Annotated in this window: 17 protein-coding genes; 3 read left to right on the top strand and 14 right to left on the bottom strand. The window is 65.2% G+C overall.

Going from position 1 to position 14127, the window contains the following annotated elements; translation table 11 throughout:
* The first annotated feature begins 7 nt into the window (after window positions 1–7).
* Entirely contained in the window at window positions 8–568 is a 561-nt protein-coding gene (locus tag DNK34_RS00585) for a nucleotidyltransferase family protein (protein WP_242675352.1), read from the top strand.
* A 51-nt stretch (window positions 569–619) separates the two neighbouring features.
* Here DNK34_RS00585 and DNK34_RS00580 read toward each other — a convergent pair whose 3' ends face one another.
* The 14 genes from DNK34_RS00580 to nac all read right to left on the bottom strand — a co-directional run bounded on the left by DNK34_RS00580 (window position 620) and on the right by nac (window position 11069).
* A complete protein-coding gene (locus DNK34_RS00580) occupies window positions 620–808 on the bottom strand; it encodes a hypothetical protein (RefSeq protein ID WP_131176537.1) in 189 nt (62 codons plus the stop codon).
* A 476-nt stretch (window positions 809–1284) separates the two neighbouring features.
* Window positions 1285–2118 carry an ABC transporter substrate-binding protein gene (locus tag DNK34_RS00575; RefSeq protein ID WP_131176536.1) on the bottom strand — a complete coding sequence of 278 codons (834 nt, stop codon included), beginning with the start codon at window positions 2116–2118 and terminating at the stop codon, window positions 1285–1287.
* 47 nt (window positions 2119–2165) lie between these two features.
* The gene (locus tag DNK34_RS00570) at window positions 2166–2894 is read right to left on the bottom strand and encodes an amino acid ABC transporter ATP-binding protein (protein WP_207401611.1); all 729 of its coding nucleotides are present in this window, start codon (window positions 2892–2894) and stop codon (window positions 2166–2168) included.
* A 19-nt stretch (window positions 2895–2913) separates the two neighbouring features.
* Window positions 2914–3645, bottom strand: coding sequence for an amino acid ABC transporter permease (locus DNK34_RS00565; protein WP_131176534.1), 732 nt, complete (start codon window positions 3643–3645; stop codon window positions 2914–2916).
* 6 nt (window positions 3646–3651) lie between these two features.
* Window positions 3652–4353: an amino acid ABC transporter permease gene (locus DNK34_RS00560; RefSeq protein ID WP_131176533.1), complete on the bottom strand. Its 702-nt coding sequence runs from the start codon at window positions 4351–4353 to the stop codon at window positions 3652–3654.
* A 114-nt stretch (window positions 4354–4467) separates the two neighbouring features.
* The gene (locus DNK34_RS00555) at window positions 4468–5214 is read right to left on the bottom strand and encodes an SDR family oxidoreductase (RefSeq protein ID WP_131176532.1); all 747 of its coding nucleotides are present in this window, start codon (window positions 5212–5214) and stop codon (window positions 4468–4470) included.
* A 124-nt stretch (window positions 5215–5338) separates the two neighbouring features.
* A complete protein-coding gene (locus DNK34_RS00550) occupies window positions 5339–6109 on the bottom strand; it encodes a LamB/YcsF family protein (protein WP_131176531.1) in 771 nt (256 codons plus the stop codon).
* Window positions 6106–6522: an acetyl-CoA carboxylase biotin carboxyl carrier protein gene (locus DNK34_RS00545; protein WP_131176530.1), complete on the bottom strand. Its 417-nt coding sequence runs from the start codon at window positions 6520–6522 to the stop codon at window positions 6106–6108. The genes DNK34_RS00550 and DNK34_RS00545 overlap by 4 nt, the downstream gene beginning before the upstream one ends.
* An 11-nt stretch (window positions 6523–6533) precedes the next feature.
* Complete coding sequence (locus DNK34_RS00540) at window positions 6534–7490, bottom strand: 5-oxoprolinase subunit C family protein (RefSeq protein WP_131176529.1); 957 nt, start codon at window positions 7488–7490, stop codon at window positions 6534–6536.
* Window positions 7487–8137, bottom strand: coding sequence for a 5-oxoprolinase subunit PxpB (pxpB, locus tag DNK34_RS00535; protein WP_131176528.1), 651 nt, complete (start codon window positions 8135–8137; stop codon window positions 7487–7489). The genes DNK34_RS00540 and pxpB overlap by 4 nt, the downstream gene beginning before the upstream one ends.
* Window positions 8134–9486 carry an acetyl-CoA carboxylase biotin carboxylase subunit gene (accC, locus tag DNK34_RS00530; protein WP_131176527.1) on the bottom strand — a complete coding sequence of 451 codons (1353 nt, stop codon included), beginning with the start codon at window positions 9484–9486 and terminating at the stop codon, window positions 8134–8136. Before accC ends, pxpB begins: the two co-directional genes overlap by 4 nt.
* The gene (locus DNK34_RS25830) at window positions 9479–9604 is read right to left on the bottom strand and encodes a hypothetical protein (RefSeq protein ID WP_278248884.1); all 126 of its coding nucleotides are present in this window, start codon (window positions 9602–9604) and stop codon (window positions 9479–9481) included. Before DNK34_RS25830 ends, accC begins: the two co-directional genes overlap by 8 nt.
* 19 nt (window positions 9605–9623) lie before the next feature.
* Entirely contained in the window at window positions 9624–10046 is a 423-nt protein-coding gene (locus DNK34_RS00525) for an acetyl-CoA carboxylase biotin carboxyl carrier protein (protein ID WP_131176526.1), read from the bottom strand.
* Between the two features lie 96 nt (window positions 10047–10142).
* Window positions 10143–11069: a nitrogen assimilation transcriptional regulator NAC gene (nac, locus tag DNK34_RS00520; protein ID WP_131176525.1), complete on the bottom strand. Its 927-nt coding sequence runs from the start codon at window positions 11067–11069 to the stop codon at window positions 10143–10145.
* Window positions 11070–11357: 288 nt separating this feature from the next.
* Here nac and DNK34_RS00515 point away from each other — a divergent pair, with 288 nt between their 5' ends.
* Both DNK34_RS00515 and DNK34_RS00510 read left to right on the top strand, forming a co-directional pair.
* Complete coding sequence (locus DNK34_RS00515; RefSeq protein ID WP_131176524.1) at window positions 11358–12566, top strand: aspartate transaminase; 1209 nt, start codon at window positions 11358–11360, stop codon at window positions 12564–12566.
* Window positions 12567–12576: 10 nt separating this feature from the next.
* Entirely contained in the window at window positions 12577–14124 is a 1548-nt protein-coding gene (locus DNK34_RS00510) for an MFS transporter (protein ID WP_131176523.1), read from the top strand.
* The last annotated feature ends 3 nt before the right edge of the window (window positions 14125–14127 follow it).

Here is a 14127-nt window from a genome sequence, read left to right as displayed (position 1 = left end):
GCCCGGAGTGACGAGCGAGAAACCCGTGGTTATCGTTTTGGCCGCCGGCCGGGGCAGACGCTTCCAGGCCTCGGGCGGGACTCTGAGCAAGCTTGACGCGCCGTTGCTTGGCGTACCGGTTCTGCAGCACGTAGTGAATGCCGTGGCGTCTTCGGGCCTCGAGTGGCATGTCGTGCGCAGTGCCGCAGGCGGTGGAATGGGCGACTCGATAGCCGCAGGCGTCCGTGCCATGGCGGGCGCCTGCGGCTGGTTGATCCTGCCGGGGGATCTGCCACTGGTGACAGCGCACAGTGTGCGTCTGGTCGCTGCCTCCCTGGCTTCGCATCCGGTGGTCGTGCCTCACTGGCTGGGCAGGCAAGGCCATCCTGTCGGTTTCAGGAGCGAATGCCTGAATGCATTGCTGCAATTGAGTGGGGAGTCTGGCGCAGCCTCCATCGTGCGCGCGCATCGCGGCAAAGGCGAAGTGCTGGATCTGGCGCTGGACGACCGTGGCGTCGTGATGGATGTGGATACCCTGGACGATCTTGCGGATGTTGAAAGCCTCATGCTGTCGCGAGGCTTTCCTTAGCAAGGGGCGGGTTTTATACCTGATTTAACATAATATACATTATGCGAAGTATCAGGATAAGAGCGTGTGCAGCTGCAGGCCGAAATACCAACAGAAACTGGTAATCGAAACGCCGTAGCCAACACCGAGGATGAGCGCCTCGCGGCGCTGGTTCTTGAGTGCCTCCAGGTAGCGCTCATGGATCACCGTCGTGCTCACTGCGTGCGGGTTGCTGCTCTGATCGTTGTTGGCCACGTACATGGTTATGCCTCATCAGGGATTGTTCTTGGTAACCGACACCTGCTACTGCTGGCCTGCCTCGGATCAAGACGACGGACACAGCTTGGCACGGGCGCAGGTTTTCTTTGTGGGATGACCGGTAACAGCAAGATGCTGCCATTGAAGCACCTTGAGGTTCTTCAGGTCAGCAATATCCGAGTGACAAGGGTCAAAAATCAGACGAAGTGTTTGTCTGCCATGCAGTGCTTGCGATAACCCACTGAAATTGGGTGGTTTTGCCAGATTTATGGCGCCAGACGGTCGGCCAGGGCGGCATTCCGTTCGCCATTTGCGCAGCGAACTCGTGACAATCTTTCAGAAAATGCCCGGGCGGGCATAGGCCCTACTCCTTCCAGGCCTCTCCCCCGCCCAATCCCGCCGTTCTTCGCCCAGGGCTGGCGGGGGGTGGACAGTGGCCAACCCAGGCAATTGGAACCGCTTTGCCTGGGCTCCGGGGCTCAGGGAAGCGGCTCGAAGTCGAGCTCGCTCAGGCTCTGTACCTTGTCTTCACGTACCATCTTGTACTCGGTGTTCGGGCCGATCCAGCGCTCCCAGATGGCGTCGATTTCACCTGCCGCTTCCATCGCGTAGAGGGTCTCGTTGACCTTGGCGAGGAAGGCCGGTTCGCCCTTGCGCATACCTGCGCCGACGGGTTCCAGGGCCATGGGCTCCTTGGCGATAGCGAGCTCGACGCCGCTGGCCTTGGCCTGCCCGACCAGTTTGATGGCGGTCATGGTGTTGGTGACCAGGCCGATCACCTTGTTCTGCTGCAGGGCCATGTAGGCCGACCCGGTGTCCTGGAAGGTCACCGGCGTGGCGCCGGCCAGGCGAATGGACTGCTCGGACGTGGAGCCCTTGGTCGAGCTGATGCGCTTGCCCTTGAAGAAGTCCTTGGGCTGGTCGGCATTGGCGGCGCGCACCACCAGGGTTTCCTTGGCGATGTAGTACGGGTCGCTGAACTGGATCTGCTCGGCACGGCTCTTGGTGTACGCCAGGTTGGCGAAGATCACGTCGACACGCCCCATCCGCACTTCGGGAATGCGCGCCTCGACGGACAGCGGCTTGAGCTCCAGCGCCACATCCAGGTGCTTGGCCAGGGCGGTGCAGAGATCGACATCCATGCCCACCAGCTCGCGGGTCTTGGGATCCGGCGCCGAGAACGGCGGTACGTCGGCGTACACGCCGCAACTCAGGCTTTTCTTGCTCAGCACATCGCTCAGTTGATCGGCCTGGGCCAGCGAAATCGCCACTGGGGACAGCGCGAACACAGCCAACAAACGCTTCAAGTTCATGGGATTACTCCTGGACGGGTGGTGGAAAACGATGACCACGAGCAGCCTCAGTGGCTGCGCAGGTCGGCAATGAAACGCTGGGCGCGCGGGTGCTCCGGTTGCCGGAAGAACGCCTCGGGCGCGGACTTCTCCAGGATCTGCCCGGCATCCATGAACCAGATGGTGTCGGCCACCTCGCGGGCGAAGTTCATTTCGTGGGTCACGCACATCATGGTCATGCCCTCCTTCGCCAGGCCCTTCATGACGCTGAGCACCTCGCCGACCATTTCCGGGTCGAGGGCGCTGGTCGGCTCGTCGAACAGCATCACCGGCGGCTCCATCGCCAGGGCCCGGGCGATCGCCACGCGCTGCTGCTGGCCACCGGACAGTTGCGCGGGATAGGCGCCGGCCTTGTGCGCCAGGCCGACGCGGTCGAGCAATTGCATGGCCCGGGCCTTGGCCTCCGCGCTCTTCAAGCCGCGCACCTTGGTCGGCGTCAGGATGATGTTGTCCAGTGCCGACAGATGCGGGAACAGGTTGAAGCTCTGGAACACGAAGCCCACCCGGCTGCGCAGGCGGTTGACGTTGGCATCGGTGCCGTTGACGTCGTGGCCGTCGAACAGGATCTGGCCTTTCTGGATATCCTCCAGGCGGTTGACCGTGCGGATCAGGGTGGACTTGCCGGAGCCGGAAGGCCCGCACAGCACGACGACCTCTCCCCGTTTCACGTCGGCCGTGATGTTGGTCAGCGCCTGGTAATCGCCATACCACTTGTTGACCTGGGAAAACATGATCATTGGATGCATGGGCGCGCCCTCAATTGTCGGTAGTCGGTACGGGCATGGGCTCCGCGCTGCCCAGACGCTTGCGGGCGATACGGCGCTCGAGCGCGTTGGCCAGTTGCGTCAGGCCGTAGCACAGCACGTAGTAGGTGATCGCCAGGATGAAGAACACCTGGAAGGGTTTGGTCAGCAGCTGGTTATTGACCTGGTTGGCGGCGAAGGTGATTTCCTGGACGTTGATCACGTAGCCCAGGGAAGTTTCCTTGATGATCGAGATGAACTGGCTGATCAGGCTCGGCAGCGAGTTGTACAGCGCCTGCGGCAGGATCACCCAGAGGGTGGTACGCAGATACCCCATGCCCAGCGCCCGCGACGCTTCGTACTGCCCCGGCGGCAGCGCCTGAATGCCGCCACGGATGATTTCGCACAGGTAGGCACTCTGGTACAGCACCAGGGTGCAGAGCATGGTGGTGAAGCCGGTGATGTTGTGACCGATGATCAGCGGCACCAGGAAGTAGGTCCAGAAGATCACCATCAGCAGTGGGATACCGCGCATCACATAGACCCAGACGGTGGCCGGATAGCGCAGCCAGCGCCATGGGGAGACCCGTGCCAGCGACATCAGCAGCCCCAGGGGGAATGCCAGGAGCAGTGCCAGGCTGGCGAGAATCAGCGTGGTGGCGAGGCCGCCCAGGGCGCCATGGGGATACTGCCCGACCAGGAACAGCGTCCAGTTGTCACGCAGGATCGTGAAGATATCGAACATCGCCGCCTACCTCGCCATGGCTTTGTTGAAATGACGAGCCAGCAGCGCGCCGAGGCCCATGAGCCCCAGGGAGAAGCCCAGGTACACCAGGGTCGCGACCAGGTAGGCCTCGAAAGTACGGAAGGTGTAGTTCTCCACTTCCCGCGTGACGTAGGTCAGCTCCACTACGCCAATGGCCATGACCAGGCTGGTGTTCTTGAACAACAGCACCGTGTGGTTGATCAGCGATGGCAGGCTGTTACGGATGCCTTGCGGCAGGATCACATAGCGCATCGAGCGGATATAGCCCAGGCCCATGGCCCGCGCGGCCTCGGTCTGCCCCATGGGAATGGCGCGCAGGCCGCCACGGATGTCTTCGCTGAAATAGGCGGCCTGGCACAGGCCCAGGGCGATCAGTGAGAAGATGAATTCGGTACTGTAATTAGCCAGCCAGATCTGCGTGGATTCCGACAGCAGGGTCGGGATGCCGAAGTACCAGAGCATCAACTGCACCAGGGTCGGTACGTTACGGTGATAAGACACGTAGGCGGCGACCGCGCCTTCGGCATAGCGGTTGCCGGTCAGGCGGATCGACACCAGCACCAGGGCCAGCGCCATGGCCAGACACCAGGCGAAGAAGGCCAGCTGCAGTGTCATGCCGATGCCCTTCAGGATCAGCTCGGCGTACTCGCCCTGCAGGATCGCGGAAAGATCGAAATCAGTCGTCATGGTCAGGTTCCAGTGACTTCAGCTTGGGGCAGGAGCAAGGCGCCAGGTGGGCTGGCGCAGGTGATGCACGACGGCTTGAGCCGTTCTATTGGGGAGCCTGACGGTGTTTCAGCCTCAAATTTCGCCGGGGCGCGCGGTGGAAAGTCCGCCGGGTACTTGCAGGGTCGGGGTGATTTCCATATGGCCGATGTTCACCGCGACGGGGGCGGCGATGGCGAAGGCGATGGCAGCGGCGATGTCCTTCGCCTCAGGCAATTCGAAGCCTTCCAGGAAGCGCTTGCGCACTTCTTCGGAGTCGCCGTGCACGTGGGCGAAGATGTCGGTGGCGACACGCCCCGGGCAGATTTCGGTGACCCGTACGCGCTTGCCGAAGGCATCCACGCGCAGTTGCTTGGACAGCATGCTCACCGCGGCCTTGGTGGCGTGGTAGGTCGCGTTGCCGCCGAAGTTGTAGGCGGCGGCAATGGAGCTGATATTGACGATGTGCCCACGGTCGCGCTCGACCATGCCCGGCAAGGCCAGGCGGGCGATGTGCAACACCGCGCGCAGGTTGACGTCGACCAGCAGGTCGATGCCTTCGGCGTCGGCCTTGAGCAGCGAGCCGGGACGGTCGACCCCGGCGTTGTTGATCACCACATCGAACGTTTGCGAGCGGAACAGTTCGCTCAGCCCCGCCAGGTCGGTCACGTCGATGGCATGGGCGATGCAACCGGTGCGCTCGGCCAGTTCGGCCAGTTTGTCGGCGCTGCGGGCCAGGGCGTGAACCTGCAGGCCTTCGGCGCAGAGGCGCTCGACGACGGCGGCGCCGATCCCGGACGAGGCGCCGGTGACTAGCGCGGTTTGGTAATCGGAAAAGGGCATGACGTATTCCTCTGATTCAACTTCACTCGCCCGCCGCAGCCGGCGAAGATTGCCTGTCACTGGACTGTAACCAGTGCCGTTCGGGGCGACCAAGACGCAATGGTTGTGTGGCAATAAGCTTCGCTTATGACGCCAGCAGCTGGGATATCGGGGTGATCGCCCCACCCTGCCGCTCGATGCTGTCGCGGATGCCGCGGGCGAAATCGACGGCGCCCGGCGTGTCGCCGTGCAGCAGGATCGAGTGCGCTTTCACCGCCACCCGCTTGCCGCTGATGGTGGTCAGCGTGCCGTCCTCGAGCAGTTGGCCGATGCGCGCCATCACCTGCCGGTGATCGCTGACTACCGCGCCGGGCGTGCCGCGCGGCACCAGCAGGCAATCGTCGTCGTAGGCACGGTCGGCGAGGAAGGTGGTGGCCACGCGCAGGCCGCATTTGTCCGCCGCACGTTCGATGGCCTGGCTAGTCGACGAGCTGATGATGATGCCCGGGTCGAAGCTGGCCACCGCCCGCACCAGCGGCCCGGCCAGTTCGGCATCGGCCGCGGCCATATTGCCCAGGGCGCCATGGAAGCTCATATGGCTGACCCGGTGACCGGCTGCCCTGGCGATGCCACTGAGGGCGCCAAGCTGGTAGATCACCATGCAGCACAGCTCCTTGATCTCGATATTCATCCGCCGCCGGCCGAAGCCCTGCAGGTCGGGGAAGCCGACATGGGCGCCGAGGTCGATGCCCAGGGCCTTGGCCCGGCGCACCGTGGCATCCATGATCAGCGGGTCGCCGGCATGGAAACCACAGGCCACGTTGGCCGAGGAAATCAGCGCCATCAGCGCTTCGTCCTCGCCCATTTTCCAGGGGCCGAAGCCCTCTCCCAGGTCGGCGTTCAGGTCGATCTTCACGATGCCAGCTCCTCGAGTTCGATCAATGTCTGGCCATAGCCGACGATTTGTCCATCTGCCACCGAAACCTGGCGCACGCGCCCTGCCACCGCGGCGCGCACCGGCAGAAACAGTGCGCCGACCCGCAGTACGCCAACCAGTTGACCCAGGCTGATCACGTCACCGCCTTGCACGTAGGCCGCCGTTTCGTCCGGGTGGGTGGCGAAGAACACACCAGGGCCGCTGGCCTTCACCGCACATGCGAGACGTTCTCTGCCGCGCGCAGGCGTTACGCTGGCCGATAGCGAAGCGCTCGGACTGATTCGCGCCGTACGCCGCAGCAGTACGCTCTCGTCGCCCCGTTTCAACTCGATGGCGGTCAACCCGGCCTCGCCAAGCCAGACCGCCAACTGGCGAATCTCGTCAATCTTCATCAGGGGGTTCCTCAACTGCGCAGCGCCAGTTGCTGGCGGGTGCGTTCGATAAATGCCTGGTTGGCCTCGAGCGCATCCAGGGCCTGGTCATAGCTGCAGGCGACGAAGCGCACCTTGCTGCCGATGGCAGCCTGGCCCAGCCGCCAGATATCCGCCTCGATCACCGTGGCGAACTTCGGATAGCCGCCACTGGGTTGCGCATCGCGCATCTGCACGATCGGCTGGCCGCCGTGGGGCACCTGGATCACGCCCGGCACGATGCCGTGGGAGCGGACTTCCAGTGGCCGTTCCGGCAACAGCGGCGTACCCTCCAGGCGATAACCGTAGCGGTTGCTCTGCGGGGTGATCTTCCACTCGCCGGCGAAGAACGCGTCCCGCGCCTCGGCGCTGAAACACTCGAACTCCGCCGCCGGCAGCACCCGTATCGCCGGGCGGCCCTCCAGCGTCAGCGGCAGGGCGGCCAGGGGCGACTCGACGCCGAAGTCGGCGGGCTGGCCGAGACCGGGACGCGCTGCGGGAATGCGGTCGCCGCGTTGCAGGGCGCGGCCCTGCCAGCCGCCGAACTCGCCGCGCAACTGGGTGCTGCGCGAGCCCAGCACCTCGGGTACGTCGACGCCGCCGGCCAGGCACAGGTAGGCACGGCTGCCCGAGCTCGGATACGTCAGCGTCAGCACCTGGCCCTTGCGCCCGTGGGCCACCCAGTTGGGCGGCAGGCGCTGGCCATCGAGGCGCGCGGCGCAGGCGGCGCCGGCGATGGCGAAGGTGCAGTCCTCGACGAAGCGCGCCTCTAAGGGGAACAACGGGATCTCGATGGCCGCCGCATCGAGGTCGTTGCCCAGCAGCAGGTTACCGAGCTGCAGGGACAGCGCGTCCATCGCCCCGGCGGTGCCGACGCCGTAACCCAGGCTGCCATGGCGGCCGAGATCCTGCACGGTGGCCAGCGCCGTGGCGCTGATGATCTCGATCATCGGATGATCCTCTCGATACGCAGACGCAGTCGATCGCCCGGCTGCAGGATCGCCGGCGGGTTTCGTTGGGCATCGAAGAACACCATCGAGGTACGGCCGATGGTGTTCCAGCCACTGGGGCCGGCCGATGCGGAAATGCCGGTCTGCACGCCACCGATGGACACCGCGCCGGCGCCGATGCTGAGCACCGGCACCTGGCGCCGTGGCGTGGCCAGGCGCGGATCCATGCCGCCGAGGTAGCAGTAGCCCGGATGGCTGCCCAGGGCGTAGACCGGGTACAGCGGTTCGCAATGCAGGTTGGCGATGGTCTCGATATCCAGGCCGGTATGGGCGATGACATCGGCCATGTGCGGGCCGTCTTCGCCGCCGTAGACCACCGGCAGCTCGACGATGCGCCCCTCGATCGGCAACGGCTGGCACTGCTCCCAGCCTTCGAGCAATTGCCTGCGCAACCCGGCGATATCGCGCGGCGGCGTTTTGAAGGTCAGCATCAGGTTATTCATGCCCGGTACCGCTTCGTCTACCGCCGGCCACTGCTGCGCCAGCCGGGCCAGGGCCCAGATGCGCTGCTGGGTGACCAGTTGCAGATCGCCGGGCGCTTCGAACAGCAGGGCCGTGGTGCCCAGCAGACTGATATGCGCGGTCATGACGAAGCCCTCTGCTGCAACCAGCGTTCGAGATGGTGAATGTCCACCGCGCCGGCGCAGAACGCCGGATCCTGGAGAATCTCGCGGTGCAGCGCGAGGTTGCTGGAGATGCCGCCGATGGCCATCTCGCTGAGGGCCAGGCGCATGCGCGCCAGCGCTTCGTCGCGGGTCGCGCCCTGGGTGATGACCTTGGCGATCATCGAGTCGTAGTACGGCGGCACCCGATAGCCCTGGCTGACGTGGGAGTCGACGCGCACGCCAATGCCACCGGGCAATAGCCACTCGCTGACCAGGCCCGGCGTGGGCATGAAGGTCTGCGGATCTTCCGCGTTGATGCGGCATTCCAGCGAATGGCCGAGCGTGCGAATGTCCGCCTGGGTCAGACTCAGGCGCTCGCCCAGGGCCATGCGAATCTGTTGCTGGACGATGTCGATACCGGTGGTCACTTCCGTCACCGGGTGCTCGACCTGCAGCCGCGTGTTCATCTCGATGAAGTAGAAGGCGTCGTTCTCGAACAGAAACTCGAAGGTGCCGACCCCACGATAGCCGATCTGCCGGCAGGCCTCGGCGCAGCGTTCGCCGACCTGGGCGATCAACGCCGGGTCGATGCCGGGGGCTGGCGCCTCCTCGAGTACCTTCTGGTGGCGGCGCTGCATCGAGCAGTCCCGCGAACCCAGCCACAGGGCGTTGCCGTAGGCATCGCAGAGCACCTGGATTTCCACATGGCGCGGCTTGCCGAGGAACTTCTCGATGTACAGCTCGGGGTTGCCGAACGCCCGCCGTGCTTCCTCGCCCGTTACCGCGACGGCATCGAGCAACTGCGAGGCCTCCTGCACCACACGCATGCCGCGACCGCCACCGCCGCCGGCGGCCTTGACGATCACCGGGTAGCCGATTTCCTCGGCAATCGCCAGAATCGCCGATGGCTCGGCCGGCAGGCTGGAGTCCGGCCCCGGCACACAGGGCACCCCGGCCAGGCGCATGGCGCGCTTGGCCGCGACCTTGTCGCCCATGCTGCGAATGCATTCGGCGCTGGGGCCGATAAAGGTCATCCCGGCATTCTCGATACGCTCGGCGAAGGTCGCGTTCTCGGAGAGAAAGCCATAGCCGGGATGAATGGCCTGGGCTCCGCTCACCCGCGCGGCATCCAGCAGGGCCAGCTGATTCAGGTAGCTCTGCCCGGGCGCCGCCGGGCCGATGCACAGCGCGTCATCGGCCAGCTGCACATAACGGGTATCGCGATCGGCCTCGGAATAGACCGCGACGGTCTTCAGCCCCAGGCCCTTGCAGGCGCGCTGGATACGCAGGGCGATCTCACCACGGTTGGCGATCAATACCTTGTCAAACATCGTGCTTCTCCGTGGCGAGATCGCCCACACGGGCTACGCCCGCCGGGCACTTTGGCTGCGCCGCTGCGCCGCGTTGCGGCTGGTCACCACGGTTGACGATCAGAACTTTGTCGAACATCAGAATTTTCCGCCCTTGCTTACGCGATGCGCACCAGCACCTGGCCCGCTTCGACTTCGCTACCGCCCGCCACCAGAATCGCCTCGACCACACCATCGGCCTGGGCCTTGAGCGGGTGGAACATCTTCATCGCCTCGAGCACCGCCAGGGTCTGCCCGACGCTAACCTGAGAGCCGACTTCGATGAACGGCGGCTGATCCGGCGCCGGGGTGAAGTGCACGATGCCGTGCAGCGGGGCCTTGGCCTGGTAACCGCCCGCCGTTTCAGGTGGATTGCAGGGAATCGCTGGCGCGGCCGCTGCGGATGCGGTAACCGGCGAGCCGGCCACCGATCCATGCTCGCGCAGCAGACGCAACTGCGTGCCCTCCTCGCTCAGGCTCAGCTCGCTCAGGTCGGAGTCGACCATCAGCTCGATCAATGCTTTTATGCGTTCGGGTTTCATCTACGGCCCCTGCCGATGAAAAATTGGCTGAGGGCAATGTATCGAGGCCATCCTGGAGCGGCCAAGACGGTTTGGCTGTGGGGTAATAAGGCGTCCTTATGACCCCTGCCCCTGTGGCGCGGAACGGCCCGCGCGCATCTCGGCGACCAGCTCCAGCAGAATCGCCTTGACCGCTTGCGCTGGCACCGACAGCGGCAGGTGGCCGGACAGGCACAGCGCCAGCGGCGCTTCGATATCCGGCTCGACGATGCGACTCAGGTGCAGGCCATGGGCATCCGCCAACACCCGGGCAGCCGACTCCGGGAGAATCGTCGAGCCGAAGTGATCGACAACGGCGGCGGCCAGGGTCGTGGACGACTCGATTTCTGCGACCACCTGAGCGCTCATCTCGATACGCAGAAAGGCCTCGTCGACCAGGCGACGCATGACGTTGTAGGTGCGCGGCAACAACAGCCCGTACGCCGCCACTTCGCTCAGGGCAATCCGTTCGCGCCCCTGCAATGCCGGTTCGGCGCTGACCAGGTAGAGCGGCTCGCGCATCAGTTGGATAAAGCTCAGGCCATGCACTTCGCGCCCACCGTAGAGCACCGCCATGTCCATGCGGCCGTTCATGATCAACTCGCTGAGGGTGGTGCCGAAATTCTCGTTGAGGTACAGCAGGATGCCCGGATGCTTCTCGCGCACCCGCTTGAGCAACGGCAACGACAGGGTCGACGCCGCGGTGCCCGGCGCCAGCCCCACCGACACCGGCCCGGACAGCGCGAGGCCACTGGCGTTGACGTCGCTCTGCGCCTGCTCGCACTGGCGCAGGATCACCTGAGCGTGGCCATACAGCACCTTGCCGGCCTCGGTCGGCGTCACCCCGCGCTTGGTGCGAATCAGCAGTTGCTGCTGCAGTTCGGACTCCAAAGTGCTGAGTTGCTGGCTCAACGCAGGCTGGGCGATATGCAATACATCGGCGGCTTGGGTCAGGCTGCCGATATCGACGATCTTGACGAAATATTTGAGGCGGCGAAGGTTCACGGCGTGGCGCTCTGTGCAGATGGGTCCGCCCCCTGCTCAGCAATACGCGGGCCAAGACAGCAGAGCCCGTCCGGCGCCATCCATAAGCAACACGTATGGCCATTGCCAGTTCCATACCTGCCCCCCACCTGAAGCCCAGGCTGGCAATGGCGCACCGATATAGTGCGAAACACGACCCAGCTCAGCCATAAGCACTTCCTATCAAACCAGAACGAACTCATCTTATGGCGCCCCTGCGGTCGCGCCGTAACGTAGCCCTCGTCAAGGCATACCCGAGGACTTCTTCCCGTGACCGCATCCCGCATCGCTGCCCGCGTGCTCCGTATCAAACCGTCCCCCAGCAGCGCTGCCGCCGACCGCGCCAACGAGCTGCGCCGTGCGGGCAAATCCATCATCAACCTGGTGGTCGGCGAGCCGGATTTCGACACACCGGCACACATTCGCCAGGCCGCCTGCCAGGCCATCGACAACGGCGAGACGCGCTACACCCTCAATGCCGGCACCACGGCCCTGCGCGAGGCCATCGTCGCCAAGCTGCAGCGCGAGAACGGCCTGAGCTACCCGGCCAGCCAGGTGCTGGTGACCAGCGGCGCCAAGGCGGCGATCTTCAACGCCCTGGCCGCGACCCTGGGCGTCGATGACGAGGTGCTGATCCCGGCACCGTACTGGGTCTCCTATCCCGACATGGTGCTGGCCTGCGACGGCCGTCCGGTGACCCTGCCCTGCCCGGAAGAAAACCAGTTCAAGCTCAGCGCCGCGCAATTGCGCGGCGCGATCACCCCACGCACCCGCTGGTTGCTGCTCAACTCGCCGAGCAACCCGACCGGCGCCACCTACAGTGCCGAGCAATACCGTGCGCTGGCCGACGTACTGCTGGACTACCCCGACGTGCTGGTGATGACCGACGACATCTACGAGCACATCCGCTACGACGAGCGCCCCATCAGCCATCTGCTGACGGTCGAACCGGCCTTGCGCGAGCGCGTGCTGATCATCAACGGCGTCTCCAAGACCTACGCCATGACCGGCTGGCGCATCGGCTACGCCGCCGGCCCGGCCGACATCATCAGTGCCATGGCGACCCTGCAGTCGCAGTCCACCAGCAATGCCTGTTCGGTCAGCCAGGCCGCCGCCGTGGCCGCGCTGCAAGGCGACCAGGGCTTCGTCGCTGAAAGCGTGAAGGTCTACCGGCAACGCCGCGATCGCTGCCTGGAATTGATCAACGCCATCGACGGCCTGAGCTGCATCGAGCCGGAGGGCGCCTTCTACCTCTACGTCAACTGCGGCGCCCTGCTCGGCAAGCGCACGCCCGATGGCAAGGTGCTGGAGGCCGACACCGACGTGGTGCTGTACCTGCTGGAAAGCCAGGGCGTCGCCGTGGTCGCCGGTACCGCCTACGGCCTGGCGCCGTTCTTCCGCATGTCCACCGCCACCGCCATCGAAACCCTGGAAACCGGCTGCGCGCGGATCGCGGCGGCCGTGGCCGAGTTGCGCTGAGCGCAGCGCCATGACGATGTCGAGCCAGCCTTCGATGACCTTCAAGCAGGCGCTGCTGGCGATGCTCGGTGTCTCGCTGGTGCTGATGCTGTCGGCGCTCGATCAGACCGTGATCGGTAACGCGCTGCCAAGCATCGTCAACGAGCTGCAGGGCTTCGACCTCTATGCCTGGGTCGCCACCGGCTACCTGCTCGCCTCCATCGTCACCATCCCGATCTTCGGCCGCCTGGGCGATTACTACGGGCGCAAGCCCTTCATCCTCGCCGCCACCCTGATCTTCACCCTGGCCTCGCTGCTCTGCGCCCTGACCGACAGCATGCGGGTACTGGTCATCGGTCGCATCCTGCAGGGCATCGGCGGCGGCATGCTGATCGGCACGGCCTTCGCCTGCGTGCCCGAACTGTTCCCCGACACCCGCCAGCGCCTGCGCTGGCAGATCCTGCTCAGCGCCATGTTCAGTGTGGTCAACGCCATCGGGCCGGGTCTGGGCGGCTACCTTACCGGCGAGTTCGGCTGGCGCTCGGTGTTCTGGCTGAACATTCCCCTGGGCGCACTGGCGCTGTTCTTCGCCTGGCGCTTCCTGCCCTGGTATCGCCCGCAGTCTGCCGGGGCGATGAACCTCGACTGGGTCGGTGCGCTGCTGATCGTGCTGGTGCTGGGCAGCCTGCAGCTGTTCGTCGAGCGTCTGGAACAGGCCGACCTGCTGCTGTGCTCGCTGCTCGGCGCGCTGTTCTGCAGCGCCGCGTTCGCCCTGTGGCGCTGGGAACGGCGCTGTCGCTTCGCCCTGCTGCCCCTGCCGTTGTTCGCCGAGCGGAGCATCAGGTTGCTGTTCGTCCTGTCGCTGCTGGCCGGCGCGATCCTGTTCACCCTGCTGTACTACCTGCCGCTGCTGCTGCAGGGCAGCTATGGCTACTCGCCGCAGGACGCCGGCCTGCTGATCACGCCGCTGGCGTTGAGCATCACCCTGGGGGCGATCATCAACGGTCGCATCGTCACCCGCCTGGCCAATCCCAACCTGTTGCCGGTGGCCGGTTTCTGCGCATTGCTGGTGGCTTGCCTGGGCCTGGCCTGGGTCGGCCTGTCGGCCAGCTTCAATGCGCTGCTCGGGTTGATCCTGCTGGCCGGGCTGGGGCTGGGTTTCATCCTGCTCAACCTCACGGTGTTCACCCAGACCCTGGCAGAGCACCGTTTCCTCGGCATCGCCACCGCCCTCACCCAGTCCCTGCGCCTGGTCGGCGGCCTGCTGGGCACCGCCATGATGGCGGTCCTGGTCAAGCTGCTCTATGCCAGCACCCTGCAGCGCAGCCTGATCGCCGCGGGCGAAGGCGACGCGCTGGCGCGCTTTGCCGATCCCCAGGTGTTGTTGCAACACACCCCTGGCGATGCGCAGAGCCCGCTGTTTCTGCTGGCCCGCGCCGCGCTGGCGCAGTCGATCGGCGTCGGCCTGCTGATCTGCGCCGGCCTCGGCGTGCTGGCGCTGTTCGTCCTGTACCGCTTGCCGCCGGTTGTTCTGCCGCGCGTTCGGCCTGCCGTTGCTCCTGAAAAACAACAACCTTGACTG

Source organism: Phytopseudomonas dryadis, assembly GCF_004327355.1.
Taxonomy (GTDB): domain Bacteria; phylum Pseudomonadota; class Gammaproteobacteria; order Pseudomonadales; family Pseudomonadaceae; genus Aquipseudomonas; species Aquipseudomonas dryadis.
Note: the sequence above shows the minus strand (reverse complement) of the source record. Positions and strands in the feature narration are given on the sequence as shown.